The organism is Pseudomonas sp. D1-36 (genome assembly GCF_051132205.1).
Lineage (GTDB): Bacteria > Pseudomonadota > Gammaproteobacteria > Pseudomonadales > Pseudomonadaceae > Aquipseudomonas.
In genome coordinates this window covers 5080063-5093385 of the sequence record NZ_CP071674.1, presented here as the reverse complement: position 1 = coordinate 5093385, position 13323 = coordinate 5080063, and the positions used below count along the sequence as shown (strand labels likewise).

Sequence of the window (13323 nt, the reverse complement as noted above, 5' to 3'; positions counted from 1 at the left end):
TGGCCGGTTATCCGGCGCGTTTGCATACCTGACTGACAGCTCCTCTTGCCACGAGGCACCCCATGATCCGCGAAGAATTCTTGCGTCTAGCCGCTGCCGGCTACAACCGCATCCCGCTCGCCTGCGAAACCCTGGCCGACTTCGACACGCCGTTGTCGATCTATCTCAAGCTGGCTGACCAGCCCAACTCCTATCTGCTCGAATCGGTGCAGGGCGGTGAGAAATGGGGCCGTTATTCCATCATCGGCTTGCCGTGTCGCACCGTGTTGCGGGTGCATGGCCATCACATCAGCGTGACCCAGGACGGCGTTGAGATCGAAAGCCTCGAAGCCGAAGACCCGCTGGCGTTCGTCGAGACCTTCAAGGCTCGCTACAACGTGCCGACCATCCCCGGCCTGCCCCGTTTCAACGGCGGTCTGGTGGGTTATTTCGGCTACGACTGCGTGCGCTATGTGGAGAAGCGCCTCGGCACTTGTCCCAACCCTGATCCGTTGGGCGTACCGGACATCCTGTTGATGGTCTCCGATGCGGTTGTCGTCTTCGATAACCTGGCGAGCAAGATGCACGCGATCGTCCTGGCCGATCCGTCTCAGGAAGATGCCTACGAGCAAGGTCAGAAAAGCCTGCAGGCGCTGCTGGAAAAACTCCGCCAGCCGATCACGCCACGCCCAGGCCTGGATTTCAGCAAGCAGTCGGCAACCGACCCGGTGTTCCGCTCCAGCTTCACGCAGGACGATTACGAACGGGCCGTCGATACCATCAAGGAATACATCCTCGCCGGCGATTGCATGCAAGTCGTGCCGTCGCAACGGATGTCCATCGACTTCAAGGCCGCGCCTATCGACCTCTACCGGGCGCTGCGCTGCTTCAACCCCACACCCTATATGTACTTCTTCAATTTCGGCGACTTCCACGTCGTGGGCAGTTCGCCGGAAGTGCTGGTGCGAGTCGAAGACAACCTGATCACCGTGCGTCCGATTGCCGGCACTCGTCCTCGCGGCGCCACGGAAGAAGCGGATCGGGCTCTGGAAGAAGACCTGCTGTCGGACGACAAGGAAATTGCCGAACACCTGATGCTGATCGACCTTGGCCGCAATGACACCGGGCGGGTATCGGAAGTGGGTTCGGTGAAGCTCACCGAGAAAATGGTCATCGAGCGCTATTCCAACGTGATGCACATCGTGTCCAACGTCACCGGCCAGTTGAAGGCCGGATTGACGGCCATGGATGCGTTGCGGGCGATCCTGCCGGCGGGCACCTTGTCTGGCGCGCCGAAAATCCGGGCGATGGAAATCATCGACGAGCTGGAACCGGTCAAGCGCGGTGTGTACGGCGGCGCGGTGGGTTATTTCGCCTGGAACGGCAACATGGACACGGCCATCGCCATTCGTACCGCGGTCATCAAGAACGGCGAACTGCATGTACAGGCGGGCGGTGGCATTGTCGCCGACTCTGTGCCTGCGTTGGAGTGGGAAGAAACCTTGAACAAGCGTCGGGCGATGTTCCGCGCCGTGGCGTTGGCGGAGCAGACTTCAGGCAACTGAATTGCTCCCCGACAACCTGTGGCCCGGAGCTTTTCGCGCTCCGAGGCCGTATTTAAAGTCAGTGAATCCAAAGGTTGCTACGCCATGTTGCTGATGATCGATAATTACGACTCCTTTACCTACAACGTTGTGCAATACCTCGGCGAGCTGGGCTCCGAGGTCAAGGTGGTGCGCAACGACGAGCTGACCATCGCCGAGATCGAGGCCCTCAAGCCCGAACGTATCGTGGTCTCGCCCGGCCCGTGCACGCCGACCGAAGCGGGCGTATCCATCGAGGCCATCAAGTATTTCGCCGGCAAATTGCCGATCCTCGGTGTCTGCCTGGGCCACCAGTCCATCGGCCAGGCGTTCGGTGGCGACGTCGTGCGCGCCCGGCAAGTCATGCATGGCAAGACCAGCCCGGTGTTCCACCAAGACAAGGGCGTATTCGAAGGCCTGAATCATCCGCTGACGGTCACTCGCTACCATTCCCTGGTCGTCAAGCGCGAAACCTTGCCTGATTGCCTGGAATTGACCGCCTGGACCCAGCGCGAAGACGGCTCGGTGGACGAGATCATGGGACTGCGACACAAGACGTTAAATATTGAGGGTGTGCAATTCCACCCCGAGTCTATCCTCACAGAGCAGGGCCACGAGCTGTTCGCCAACTTCCTCAAACAAAGCGGCGGCACGCGCTAAGGACTTTTCATGGATATCAAGGCAGCCCTGAACCGTATCGTCGGCCAGCTCGACCTGAGCACCGATGAAATGCGCGACGTGATGCGCGAAATCATGACCGGCCAATGCACGGATGCGCAGATCGGCGCGTTCATGATGGCCATGCGCATGAAGAGCGAGAGCATCGACGAGATCGTCGGTGCAGTCACGACCATGCGTGAATTGGCGGACAAAGTTGAACTCAAGACGCTGGACGGCGTGGTGGATGTCGTGGGTACGGGGGGCGATGGCGCCAACATCTTCAACGTTTCCACGGCCTCGGCGTTTGTGGTTGCGGCAGCCGGCTGCACCGTCGCCAAACACGGCAATCGCGCTGTCTCGGGTAAGAGCGGCAGCGCCGACTTGCTGGAGGCCGCCGGTATCTACCTGAACCTGACGCCAGTCCAGGTGGCGCGGTGTATCGATAGCGTCGGCATCGGTTTCATGTTTGCCCAGACCCACCACAGCGCCATGAAGCACGCGGCGGCACCGCGCCGTGAACTGGGGCTGCGCACGCTGTTCAACATGCTCGGCCCGCTTACGAATCCGGCCGGCGTGAAGCACCAGGTCGTCGGCGTATTCAGCCAGGCGCTGTGCCGCCCCTTGGCCGAGGTCCTGCAGCGCCTGGGCAGTAAACACGTATTGGTGGTCCATTCCAAGGATGGCCTGGATGAGTTCAGTCTCGCCGCGCCGACCTTCGTGGCTGAGCTGAAAAACGATCAGATCACTGAATATTGGGTCGAACCTGAAGACCTGGGCATGAAGAGCCAGAGCCTGCATGGCCTGGCGGTGGATGGACCGGCCCAGTCGCTGGAGTTGATCCGCGATGCCCTGGGACGTCGTAAAACGGAGAATGGCCAGAAAGCGGCGGAAATGATCATGCTCAACGCGGGTGCCGCGTTGTACGCCGCTGATCACGCCAGCAGCCTCAAGCAAGGCGTAGAGCTCGCCCACGATGCATTGCACACCGGGCTGGCCAGGGAAAAACTGGAAGAATTGGGCGCATTTACCGCCGTATTCAAAGTGGAGAATGAAGGATGAGCGTGCCAACGGTTCTGGAAAACATTCTGGCCCGCAAAAGGCAGGAAGTCGTCGAGCGCAGTGCCCGGGTCAGTCTGACCGAGCTTGAAGCCCTCGCACGTTTGGCGGACGCGCCACGTGGCTTTGCCCAGGCATTGATCGACCAGGCGAAGAGAAAGCAACCGGCGGTAATCGCCGAGATCAAAAAAGCTTCCCCCAGCAAGGGCGTGATCCGGGAGCATTTTGTTCCGGCCGACATTGCCAAGAGCTACGAGAAAGGCGGCGCGACCTGCCTTTCGGTGCTGACCGATGTCGATTTTTTCCAAGGCGCGGACGATTACCTCAAGCAGGCTCGGGCGGCATGCAAGTTGCCGGTCATCCGCAAGGACTTCATGATCGATCCGTATCAAATCGTCGAGGCGCGAGCGTTGGGCGCCGATTGCGTGCTGTTGATCGTCTCTGCCCTGGACGACGTGAAGATGGCCGAGTTGGCTGCGGTCGCCAAGGACGTTGGCCTGGATGTGCTGGTGGAAGTTCATGATGGCGACGAGCTGGAGCGTGCCCTCAAGACGTTGGACACCAAACTGGTTGGCGTGAACAACCGCAACCTGCACACCTTTGAAGTCAGCCTGGAGACGACCTTGGACCTGTTGCCACGGATCCCCCGTGATCGGCTGGTCATCACCGAGAGCGGCCTCCTCAACCGGGCCGATGTCGAGTTGATGGAAGTCAGCGATGTGTATTCGTTCCTGGTGGGCGAGGCGTTCATGCGGGCTGAAAGCCCGGGCACGGAATTGCAGCGGTTGTTTTTCCCTGAGCGCGGCGTTCCGGTGAGCGGCTCGACGCTGGACTGATGATGCCTCCAGCCATAGCCTTCACCATTGAAAACGGACTCCAAGCCGAACAGGATCTGCTGGCCAGCATCTGCGCCGGGGACGCTGAGTCCGGCTTGCTGTTCTGGCAGCCCAGCGACCGCGCGTTGGTCATGCCGCGGCGCTTGAGCCGTTTGCCTGGCTTCGAGCTGGCTTGTGAAGTATCGGCCGCCAATGGGTGGCCCGTGCTGTTGCGTGAAACCGGCGGTGAGCCGGTGCCTCAATCCGCTGCCACCGTCAATATCGCGTTGGTCTACGCACCACCGCGAAGCGAGGGTGACCACGGTCGGATCGAAACCGCTTACCGCCGCTTGTGCGATCCCATCTGCCAGTTGATCGATGAGTTGGGCGGGGTCGCTTCGCTGGGTGAAGTGGAGGGAGCGTTTTGTGACGGGCGCTTCAATGTCAATCTTGACGGTCGCAAGATGGTCGGCACTGCGCAGCGCTGGCGCCAGAGCAAGGGCGGGCAACGGCCTGTAGGGCTGGTGCATGGTGCGTTGTTGCTGGAAGACGAACGCGATTGCATGGTGGCTGCGGTCAATCGTTTCAATGAGGCGTGTGGCCTGGAGCAGCGCGTGCGCGCGGAGAGCCACATCGCCCTCCATGAAAAATACCCGGCGCCTCACGCGCTGGAACGGCTCCAAACGCTCTATCAGAACCTGCTCGACAGCCTTTAGCGGGTTCCGAACACCACCATGGTCTTGCCTTTGACATTGACCAGGTTACGTTCTTCCAGATCCTTGAGTACCCGGCCGACCATTTCCCGCGAACAGCCCACGATCCGACCGATTTCCTGGCGGGTCACCTTGATCTGCATGCCGTCCGGATGAGTCATGGCGTCGGGTTGCTTGCACAGTTCCAGGAGGCAGCGGGCAACGCGGCCTGTTACATCAAAGAAGGCGAGGTCGCCGACCTTGCGAGTGGTGTTTCGCAAGCGCTGTGCGATTTGTCCACTTAGGACGTAAAGGATGTCCGGGTCTTGCTGCGACAGTTCCCGGAACTTGCCGTAACTGATTTCCGCAACTTCGCATTCGACCTTGGCTCTCACCCAGGCACTGCGTTCCTGCTCTTTCCCCGCCTGTTCGAACAACCCTAGCTCGCCAAAAAAATCCCCTGAATTGAGGTAGGCGATGATCATCTCTCGCCCATCGTCATCTTCAATCAGGATAGTGACCGAGCCCTTGATGATAAAAAACAGCGTGTCGGAACGATCACCTGCGCAGATGATGTTGTGCTTGGCGGGGTAACGGCGACGCTGGCAATGCATCAAGAGTTTGTCGAGATTCTTGATCTTGGACGTGGGAGTAATAGCAACCATGGTTGTGTCCCGGAAAACTGCGCTTTGTGTTGGTTTGGTGTTGTTGTGGGTGCGAATAGCTTTCGCAAAAAAAGCTGGCCATACGCCAGCGATTGGGCGCCAGCTTAACAGAGGCGTTCAAAATTGATTCGAGAATTTACTTAGCTGTATCAGCTCCAAGTAACGCCAGGCGACCGCTGCCATGACGGGGCCCTGTGCTAAGCTGGCGCCCCCTTTTTTTGACAGTGGAGTCTTGGCGATGAAGGCACGCATCCAATGGGCTGGCGAAGCCATGTTCCTCGGTGAGTCGGGCAGTGGTCATGTAGTTGTCATGGACGGCCCGCCGGATGCCGGAGGTCGGAACCTGGGTGTTCGACCAATGGAAATGCTTCTGCTGGGTGTGGGTGGCTGCAGTAATTTCGACGTGGTCAGCATCCTCAAGAAGTCGCGCCAGGCAGTGGAAAGCTGCGAAGCTTTTCTGGAAGCCGAGCGCGCGACCGAGGATCCAAAGGTGTTCACCAAGATCCATATGCATTTTGTAGTAAAGGGCCGAGGGTTGAAGGAGGCCCAGGTCAAGCGCGCCATTGAGCTGTCGGCGGAGAAATACTGCTCGGCCTCGATCATGCTCGGTGCGGCAGGCGTCGAAATCACCCATGATTATGAAATCATCGAGTTGGGTTAAATCGACATCCAACCATCACAAAAGCGGTGCAAGCTCTGGCGATCAGAAGCTGACGTCTGCATAATGCGCCACTTTTTTCAGGGCAGTGATCGGCCAGCGGCCGCTCACTTGTCTGGACAGACAACCAAAATCGCCATCGCGAAGAGGTGTTAACCGTCCTACGCAGGTGCGTCGTTCGCATCTGACGGGCATGCTTGATCACGCGGCCAGGCCGCAATACACAGAGAGTTTTCAAACGGTGAAAAGCAAACTCAAGCTCCATGGGTTCAATAACCTGACAAAGACCTTGAGCTTCAACATCTATGACATCTGCTATGCGGAAACCCCGCAAGACCAACAGGCCTACGTCGAGTACATCAATAAAGAGTACAACGCCAAGCGCCTCACGCAGATCCTCACGGAAGTTGTCGATATCATTGGTGCCAACATCCTGAACATCGCCAGTCAGGACTATGAACCCCAAGGCGCCAGCGTGACCATTCTGATCTCGGAAGAGCCGGTGACACCGACCGACAGCCAGATCGAAGAGTCGCCGGGCCCGTTGCCTGAAATTATCCTGGCCCACCTCGATAAGAGCCACATCACGGTACACACCTACCCGGAAATTCATCCGGTGGACGGTATCGCGACGTTCCGAGTGGACATTGATGTGTCGACCTGTGGCGTCATTTCACCGCTCAAGGCGCTCAACTTCCTGATTCACCAGTTCGATTCCGACATTGTGACGGTGGATTATCGTGTGCGTGGGTTTACCCGGGACGTGGAAGGGCACAAGCACTTCATCGATCATGAAATCAACTCGATCCAGAACTACCTCTCCGAAGACACTCGCGACGCGTACCAGATGACCGACGTGAACGTGTATCAGGAGAACCTGTTCCACACGAAAATGCTCCTCAAGGACTTCGAACTGGACAACTACCTGTTCGGTGACGCCACCAGCAACCTGTCCATCGAACAGCGTGGCCAGGTGGAAGAGCGCGTGAAACACGAAATGCTGGAGATCTTCTACGCGCGCAACATGCCGCGCTAAGGTTTCGGCTGAAAAAAAGGCGACTGCCCTGAATGGACAGTCGCCTTTTTTGGTTTTGAAGGTTTGGTTCCGCGTCCGCTGTCAGATCCGATAGGTGCTCTTGGTCATCACTTTGGCCAACAAGCTCATGCCGAATTTGACGGGGGCCGGGAATCGGAAGCCGCCTGCATCGAGCGCGCTTTCAGCATGATGTTCTTCGTCCTGGCGCATCTGTTCGAGAATCGCCCTGGACTTTTCGTCCTCGGCCGGCAATTGCTGCAAATGTTCGTTCAGGTGCTTGCACACTTGATGTTCGGTTGCCGCTACGAATCCGAGGCTGACCTTGTCGCTGATCAACCCGGCGACTGCGCCGATCCCGAAAGACATGCCGTAGAACAAGGGATTCAGCACGCTGGTGTGGCTTCCCAGTTGGTGGATACGTTGCTCGCACCAGACCAGGTGATCGATTTCTTCCTCGGCGGCCTGTTCCATCGCCTCCCGGACCTGCGGCAGTTTCGCCGTCAGCGCCTGGCCCTGGTATAGGGCCTGGGCGCACACTTCGCCGGTGTGGTTGATGCGCATCAGCCCAGCGACATGGCGAGTCTCTTCATCGCTCATCTGCACTTCCGGCTGCACGATTGCCGGTGATGGGCGGTACGGTTGGCCACTGAAAGGCAGCAGCGTGCGCATCGCGGTATCGGCCTGCAGCAACAGACGGTCAATGGGCGAGTAGTGACGTTGGGTAGTCATGCTTACCTCCGGAAAAAATCACGGCGGCCAGTCTAACTCAATCGGCCGCTGAGGATTTGCGTTGGGGCAGGGTATCAACCCGGCGGCCAGTTCATCTGGCGCTGTCCCAGCACGTGCATATGGATGTGATAGACAGTCTGCCCGCCAAGTTCATTACAGTTCATCACCACGCGGAAGCCTTCCTCGCAGCCAAGTTCGAGCGCCAGGCGCTGGGCGGTGAACAGGATGTGCCCGGCCAGTCCCTTGTCTTCCTCGGTCAGGTCGTTGAGGGTTCGGATCGGCTTTTTCGGAATGACCAGGAAGTGCACCGGAGCCTGTGGGGCAATGTCATGGAAGGCCAGGACCTGATCATCCTCGTAAATGATCCTGGCCGGGATTTCCCGGTTGATGATCTTGGTAAACAGAGTATCCACAGCTGTTTCTCCGTTGAGTTGTTTGAGCCAAGTTTACTGAAGGCTCGGTCATCGAGCCCGGGTTTTTCAGGGGAAGGGGCTTCAACGTGCGTAACAGGCTCTGTTGGATCTGCCGGCGAGGATTCGAACCAGCCAGCGCGGCCCGAGTCGTGGCAGCAGGGCAATCCAGCGATTGCGGCGCCCAGGAATGATGATGGCCCGGTTTCTTTCCAGTGCGCGGACGGCGTACAGCGCGACCTCCTCAGGGGGCATCGAGTTGCTAGTGCTGCGCAGCGTCTTCCCGTCGGGCTGGGCCTTGCTAAAAAAGGCAGTCTGGGTGGGGCCTGGGCAAAGTACGGATACGTTGATTGCGTATTTCTTCAGCTCTATTCGAAGGGCTTCGGAGAAGTGCAATACATAGGCTTTGCTGGCGTGATAGGTGCTCATCCAGGGGCCAGGCTGGAACGCTGCGATAGAAGCAACGTTGAGAATCTGACCGCCTCCGTGCAACGCCATGCTATTGCCTACGGCATGACAAAGGCGGGTCAGGGCAAGGATGTTCACCTCGATCAGGTCTTGCTCGGTCATCCAGTCCTGGCCCAGGAACGGACCGCAGGTGCTGATGCCGGCGCAGTTGACCAGCAGGTCGATCTGGCGTTCACCTTCCTCCAGCTCGAGCAGGAAACCTGAAAGTCGCAGGGGCTCGCTCAGGTCGCAGGCTCGAAACAAAACCTCCACGCCAAATCGTTGGGTCAGTTCGATCGCAATGCTTTCCAGCCGATCGCGCTGTCGAGCTACCAGTAACAGGTTGCGCCCGCGCCGAGCCAGTGCTTCGGCCATGGCCAGGCCGATACCACTGGAGGCGCCAGTGATCAGAGCGTAACGGGTCATGCGGTTCTCCATCGCAACGGCTTCGCGCCGGTGGATGGGGCAGTCACCGGCACGAAGTACGCTTATTGTTCCTCTTCTTCTTGATAGTCTACAGAAGGCGAGGCGGGCTCGGCTGCCTCGACGGCGGGTTCTTCGGCGCTCTGGTCGCTGTATTCGCTGCTCTCATAGCTGCTTACGTCGCTGCTGTCGTAATCCTGGAGGGCTCCGAAGATGCCGGCAAACGTGGCCATGAAAATCAACACGATCATCACCAGCCAGAGCGACGCAAGTACTTTGACTGCCGTGGTATTGCGTGGCGGAGGTGGGCCGTATTGGTTTGCGCCGGTATTGCCCGGGGCGATGATGAGGATGAACGGGAAAATACTGCCCACGAAAGGCACGAGGTTGATCAGCCACAACCAACCTGACCAGCCGAGGTCATGCAGGCGCTGGACGTTGAACTGGATACTCACGAAGGCAAAAGCCAGCACAACCACGGCAGCGACCAGGCCGCCGACGATCAGCCCCGCTATCGAATCGGAAGCGAGCAGCCAGGTCGTGGCGAGCCAGAATCCCAGGCCGACCAGCGGCAGGACGGCCAGAGTCAAAACCATGGTCCATGCCAGGTAGCGCAGGCGCCCGATACGGCCTTCGAAACTGAAGGGCTTGAGCGTGCCGTACTCGGCGAATGCTTCACCTACCTGTGCCCGGGGAGGCGCGTAGGGAGAGACTGGGTCGATGACCGACTCGGGATGACGCGCACTCGACTGGGGCGATTCCTGCACTTCGCCAAGGTTCAGTTGGAGGGACGGTTCCGTTTCGATCCGTGCATCGATCCCGGTTTTATGGAGCGCTTCCAGATACTGCTGCGCTTCATTCTGGGAGAGGTTGTGCTTCAGGGACACTTTGCGACCGCTGAACAGACGTTCTATGGCACTGACATCGCTTTTGAACAGTTCGGCGAGATTGAGCTTGGCGGTAGTTGTATCGACGCCAGGCAGCAAAGCCCCGTCGAATACAATGTTGAAGCGGTTTTCGCTCATGCCTGGCATCCTTGTCTTTCCAAGTTGTATTTGTGGTTGATTTCAGCGGGGCCATTGGCCGCCAAGCTGTGCCGCCCGCGCTTGCGCCTGGCGGTATTCTTCATCCAGGCGTGCGATCAGTTGGTCGACGCTTGGCAAATCATCGATCTCGCCCACGCCTTGACCTGCGGACCATACGGTTTTCCAGGCCTTGGCTTCATCATTGAGCGGTTTGAGTTTCGAATCGGAGCCCGACGCACCCTTGCCTTGCAGGGCCGCCAGGTCGAAGCCGGCACTTTCCAGGCTCTGGCGCATGAAACTGGCCGGCACTCCAGATACAGCGGGAGTATGCACGATGTCCGCGGCTTTGGATGTGAGCAACATCTCTTTATAAGCGTCGGACGCGTGACTTTCGATCGTGCCGATAAAGCGCGTTCCGAAGTAGGCCAGATCCGCGCCGAGCAATTGAGCCGCCAGGATCTGATGACCGTGGTTCAAGCATCCTGCGAGTAGTAGGGTTTTATCAAAGAATTGCCGGATTTCCGCAACCAGTGCGAACGGGCTCCAGGTCCCGGCATGCCCACCCGCACCGGCCGCGACGGCAATCAGGCCGTCGACGCCTGCTTCGGCGGCTTTTTCGGCATGGCGGCGAGTCGTCACATCGTGGAAGACCAGTCCGCCATAGCCATGGACCGCATCGACCAGTTCTTTCACTGCGCCCAGGCTGGTGATGACGATCGGCACCTTGTGTTCGATGCAGATCGCCAGGTCGGCCTGAAGCCGTGGATTACTGTTATGAACGATCAGATTGACCGCGTAGGGGGCCGGGTTTTCCAGATTGGCCAAGCCCGCTTCGATTTCTTCCAACCACGCCTTGAAGCCGCTGCTCTCGCGTTGGTTCAAGGCCGGAAAGCTGCCGACTACACCGTTGCGACAGCAGGCCAGCACCAATTGGGGGTTGGAAATGAGAAACATGGGTGCTGCCACGACGGGCAGCCGCAGACGTTGTTCAAGCAAGGCGGGCAGTGACATTGGAGGTACCCCGGGTCAGTGTGCGTTTGAAATCAGAACGGCTGGACCACGACGAGAATTACGATAGCCAGCAATATCACGACCGGTATTTCATTGAACCAGCGATAAAAGACATGGCTGCGGGTGTTTTCGCCACGGGCGAAGCGCTTCACCTGGGCTCCACACATGTGGTGATAACCGATCAGTAATACCACCAGGGTGAGCTTGGCGTGCATCCAGCCGCCTTGAGTGAAGTAGGCGCCGGCGTTAAGGCTGAGCAGCCAGATGCCAAACACCAGGGTAGCGATCATCGCCGGACCCATGATGCCGCGATACAACTTGCGTTCCATGATGCTGAAGCGTTCCTTGCTGACGCTGTCTTCGCTTTGGGCGTGATAGACAAACAGGCGAGGCAGATAGAACAGGCCGGCAAACCAGCAGACCATGCTGACGATGTGAAGTGCTTTGAGCCACAGATAGAGCATTTTTGGTTATTCCCAGATTCACGGTAGGCCGATAGTAGAGGTTAGAGCGGCCACACGTCACCTTGGCGGTTGTCGCGGCGACGCGTGCCCCCTATCATCGACGGCTTTCCAGTGGGTTCGTTGAGGGCAGGTCTATGGTCAAGGTCGGTATTGTCGGCGGCACGGGTTACACCGGTGTCGAACTGCTGCGTCTGCTGGCACAGCATCCGCAGGTTGAGGTAGTGGTCATCACCTCCCGATCCGAGGCCGGCCTGGCCGTCGCCGACCTGTATCCGAACCTGCGTGGTCATTATGATGGCCTGGCATTCAGTGTTCCGGATATCAAGACCCTTGGCGCCTGCGATGTGGTGTTCTTCGCCACCCCCCACGGCGTGGCTCACGCGCTGGCAGGCGAATTGCTCGCCGCCGGAACCAAGGTCATCGATCTGTCAGCGGACTTTCGCCTGCAGGACGCCGACGAATGGGCCAAGTGGTACGGCCAGCCTCACGGCGCGCCGGAGCTGCTTGACGAGGCGGTCTATGGGCTGCCGGAAGTCAATCGGGAGAAAATCAGGCAGGCACGGCTGATCGCTGTCCCTGGTTGCTACCCGACTGCAACGCAACTGGGGTTCCTGCCGCTGCTGGAAGCCGGCCTTGCAGATACCTCGCGGCTGATTGCCGACTGCAAGTCCGGTGTCAGCGGTGCCGGGCGTGGCGCCAGTGTCGGTTCGCTGTATTCCGAAACGTCGGAAAGCATGAAGGCCTACGCGGTGAAGGGGCACCGCCACCTGCCGGAGATTCGCCAAGGGTTGCGCCGGGCAGCGGGCAAGGATGTCGGCCTGACCTTCGTGCCGCACCTGACACCGATGATACGTGGTATCCATTCCACCCTGTATGCGACCGTCGTCGACCGTTCGGTGGACCTGCAGGCGTTGTTTGAAAAGCGTTACGCCAATGAGCCGTTTGTCGACGTAATGCCCGCCGGCAGCCACCCTGAGACCCGCAGCGTGCGTGGTGCGAACGTTTGCCGGATTGCCGTGCATCGTCCGCAGGATGGCGACCTGGTAGTGGTATTGTCGGTCATCGACAACTTGGTCAAGGGTGCGTCCGGCCAGGCAGTGCAGAACCTGAACATCCTGTTCGGCCTGGATGAACGCCTGGGCCTGTCCCACGCAGGGATGTTGCCGTAACCGCAACTGCAAGCTTCACCGCGGCAGCTATAGGCTCGGGCTTGTAGCTGCCGTTGCTTTTCTAATAGTTGACCAATTTTGTAGGAGAAGCGGATAATGCCCGCCATCACGCATTATGGCGGCGTAAGCGCCGGGAGATATTCAGCATGAGCGTCGAAACCTTCACCCCCACGGCTTTGCAATTCACCCAAGGTGCCGCGCACAAGGTGAAGAGCCTGGTCGATGAAGAGGGCAATGATCGTTTGAAGCTGCGCGTATTTGTAACGGGCGGCGGTTGTTCAGGTTTCCAGTACGGCTTCACTTTTGATGAAGAAGTGGCTGAGGATGACACCATTGTCGAGCGCGAAGGCGTGAGCCTGGTGGTCGATCCGATGAGCTTCCAGTATCTGGCCGGGGCCGAGGTGGATTACCAGGAGGGCCTGGAAGGGTCGCGTTTCGTGATCAAGAATCCAAACGCTACCACTACTTGTGGCTGCGGCTCTTCATTCTCGATCTGATAGC

At 58.8% G+C, this 13323-nt stretch carries 16 protein-coding genes; 9 read left to right on the top strand and 7 right to left on the bottom strand.

Annotated elements, in window-relative coordinates:
• The first annotated feature begins 62 nt into the window (after window positions 1-62).
• The 5 genes from trpE (at window position 63) to J3P76_RS22945 (ending at window position 4809) form a co-directional block, all read left to right on the top strand.
• On the top strand, window positions 63-1544 hold the full coding sequence (gene trpE, locus J3P76_RS22965) for an anthranilate synthase component I (RefSeq protein ID WP_420764858.1): 1482 nt from the start codon (window positions 63-65) through the stop codon (window positions 1542-1544).
• Window positions 1545-1628: 84 nt separating this feature from the next.
• The gene (locus tag J3P76_RS22960; RefSeq protein ID WP_420764857.1) at window positions 1629-2222 is read left to right on the top strand and encodes an aminodeoxychorismate/anthranilate synthase component II; all 594 of its coding nucleotides are present in this window, start codon (window positions 1629-1631) and stop codon (window positions 2220-2222) included.
• Window positions 2223-2231: 9 nt separating this feature from the next.
• Window positions 2232-3281: an anthranilate phosphoribosyltransferase gene (trpD, locus tag J3P76_RS22955; RefSeq protein ID WP_420764856.1), complete on the top strand. Its 1050-nt coding sequence runs from the start codon at window positions 2232-2234 to the stop codon at window positions 3279-3281.
• Window positions 3278-4114, top strand: a complete 837-nt coding sequence (gene trpC / locus J3P76_RS22950) for an indole-3-glycerol phosphate synthase TrpC (RefSeq protein ID WP_434701277.1) — start codon at window positions 3278-3280, stop codon at window positions 4112-4114. The genes trpD and trpC overlap by 4 nt, the downstream gene beginning before the upstream one ends.
• A 2-nt stretch (window positions 4115-4116) precedes the next feature.
• Window positions 4117-4809 (top strand): lipoate--protein ligase family protein, encoded by a 693-nt coding sequence (locus tag J3P76_RS22945; protein WP_434701276.1) that lies wholly within the window; start codon window positions 4117-4119, stop codon window positions 4807-4809.
• Here J3P76_RS22945 and crp read toward each other — a convergent pair.
• The gene (gene crp, locus J3P76_RS22940) at window positions 4806-5450 is read right to left on the bottom strand and encodes a cAMP-activated global transcriptional regulator CRP (RefSeq protein ID WP_420764853.1); all 645 of its coding nucleotides are present in this window, start codon (window positions 5448-5450) and stop codon (window positions 4806-4808) included. The genes J3P76_RS22945 and crp overlap by 4 nt on opposite strands.
• 238 nt (window positions 5451-5688) lie before the next feature.
• Here crp and J3P76_RS22935 point away from each other — a divergent pair, with 238 nt between their 5' ends.
• Together J3P76_RS22935 and speD are read left to right on the top strand one after the other, a co-directional pair.
• On the top strand, window positions 5689-6111 hold the full coding sequence (locus J3P76_RS22935; protein WP_008061600.1) for an OsmC family protein: 423 nt from the start codon (window positions 5689-5691) through the stop codon (window positions 6109-6111).
• A 238-nt stretch (window positions 6112-6349) separates the two neighbouring features.
• Window positions 6350-7144, top strand: coding sequence for an adenosylmethionine decarboxylase (gene speD, locus J3P76_RS22930; protein WP_039590886.1), 795 nt, complete (start codon window positions 6350-6352; stop codon window positions 7142-7144).
• A gap of 81 nt (window positions 7145-7225) precedes the next feature.
• Here speD and coq7 read toward each other — a convergent pair whose 3' ends face one another.
• The 6 genes from coq7 to hemJ form a co-directional block, all read right to left on the bottom strand.
• Entirely contained in the window at window positions 7226-7873 is a 648-nt protein-coding gene (gene coq7, locus J3P76_RS22925; RefSeq protein WP_420764852.1) for a 2-polyprenyl-3-methyl-6-methoxy-1,4-benzoquinone monooxygenase, read from the bottom strand.
• A 74-nt stretch (window positions 7874-7947) separates the two neighbouring features.
• Entirely contained in the window at window positions 7948-8286 is a 339-nt protein-coding gene (locus tag J3P76_RS22920; RefSeq protein ID WP_305498431.1) for a histidine triad nucleotide-binding protein, read from the bottom strand.
• An 81-nt stretch (window positions 8287-8367) separates the two neighbouring features.
• A complete protein-coding gene (locus J3P76_RS22915) occupies window positions 8368-9156 on the bottom strand; it encodes an SDR family NAD(P)-dependent oxidoreductase (protein WP_420764850.1) in 789 nt (262 codons plus the stop codon).
• Between the two features lie 62 nt (window positions 9157-9218).
• Window positions 9219-10178, bottom strand: a complete 960-nt coding sequence (locus J3P76_RS22910; protein WP_420764849.1) for a DUF805 domain-containing protein — start codon at window positions 10176-10178, stop codon at window positions 9219-9221.
• Window positions 10179-10220: 42 nt separating this feature from the next.
• Window positions 10221-11189, bottom strand: a complete 969-nt coding sequence (locus J3P76_RS22905) for an NAD(P)H-dependent flavin oxidoreductase (RefSeq protein WP_434701275.1) — start codon at window positions 11187-11189, stop codon at window positions 10221-10223.
• Window positions 11190-11221: 32 nt separating this feature from the next.
• Window positions 11222-11653 (bottom strand): protoporphyrinogen oxidase HemJ, encoded by a 432-nt coding sequence (gene hemJ / locus J3P76_RS22900; RefSeq protein WP_434701274.1) that lies wholly within the window; start codon window positions 11651-11653, stop codon window positions 11222-11224.
• Window positions 11654-11787: 134 nt separating this feature from the next.
• On the opposite strand from hemJ, the gene argC reads away from it, so the two are divergent.
• Together argC and erpA are read left to right on the top strand one after the other, a co-directional pair.
• Complete coding sequence (argC, locus tag J3P76_RS22895; RefSeq protein WP_420764846.1) at window positions 11788-12822, top strand: N-acetyl-gamma-glutamyl-phosphate reductase; 1035 nt, start codon at window positions 11788-11790, stop codon at window positions 12820-12822.
• Between the two features lie 146 nt (window positions 12823-12968).
• Window positions 12969-13319 carry an iron-sulfur cluster insertion protein ErpA gene (gene erpA / locus J3P76_RS22890; protein WP_420764845.1) on the top strand — a complete coding sequence of 117 codons (351 nt, stop codon included), beginning with the start codon at window positions 12969-12971 and terminating at the stop codon, window positions 13317-13319.
• Window positions 13320-13323: the final 4 nt, after the last annotated feature.

What these genes read in the sequence shown, in the direction of transcription:
- trpE (WP_420764858.1), top strand. Translation starts at nt 63, where the DNA reads ATGATCCGCGAAGAATTCTTGCGTCTAGCCGCTGCCGGCTACAACCGC.
- J3P76_RS22960 (WP_420764857.1), top strand. Translation starts at nt 1,629, where the DNA reads ATGTTGCTGATGATCGATAATTACGACTCCTTTACCTACAACGTTGTG.
- trpD (WP_420764856.1), top strand. Translation starts at nt 2,232, where the DNA reads ATGGATATCAAGGCAGCCCTGAACCGTATCGTCGGCCAGCTCGACCTG.
- trpC (WP_434701277.1), top strand. Translation starts at nt 3,278, where the DNA reads ATGAGCGTGCCAACGGTTCTGGAAAACATTCTGGCCCGCAAAAGGCAG.
- J3P76_RS22945 (WP_434701276.1), top strand. Translation starts at nt 4,117, where the DNA reads ATGCCTCCAGCCATAGCCTTCACCATTGAAAACGGACTCCAAGCCGAA.
- crp (WP_420764853.1), bottom strand. Translation starts at nt 5,450, where the DNA reads ATGGTTGCTATTACTCCCACGTCCAAGATCAAGAATCTCGACAAACTC.
- J3P76_RS22935 (WP_008061600.1), top strand. Translation starts at nt 5,689, where the DNA reads ATGAAGGCACGCATCCAATGGGCTGGCGAAGCCATGTTCCTCGGTGAG.
- coq7 (WP_420764852.1), bottom strand. Translation starts at nt 7,873, where the DNA reads ATGACTACCCAACGTCACTACTCGCCCATTGACCGTCTGTTGCTGCAG.
- J3P76_RS22915 (WP_420764850.1), bottom strand. Translation starts at nt 9,156, where the DNA reads ATGACCCGTTACGCTCTGATCACTGGCGCCTCCAGTGGTATCGGCCTG.
- J3P76_RS22910 (WP_420764849.1), bottom strand. Translation starts at nt 10,178, where the DNA reads ATGAGCGAAAACCGCTTCAACATTGTATTCGACGGGGCTTTGCTGCCT.
- J3P76_RS22905 (WP_434701275.1), bottom strand. Translation starts at nt 11,189, where the DNA reads ATGTCACTGCCCGCCTTGCTTGAACAACGTCTGCGGCTGCCCGTCGTG.
- hemJ (WP_434701274.1), bottom strand. Translation starts at nt 11,653, where the DNA reads ATGCTCTATCTGTGGCTCAAAGCACTTCACATCGTCAGCATGGTCTGC.
- argC (WP_420764846.1), top strand. Translation starts at nt 11,788, where the DNA reads ATGGTCAAGGTCGGTATTGTCGGCGGCACGGGTTACACCGGTGTCGAA.
- erpA (WP_420764845.1), top strand. Translation starts at nt 12,969, where the DNA reads ATGAGCGTCGAAACCTTCACCCCCACGGCTTTGCAATTCACCCAAGGT.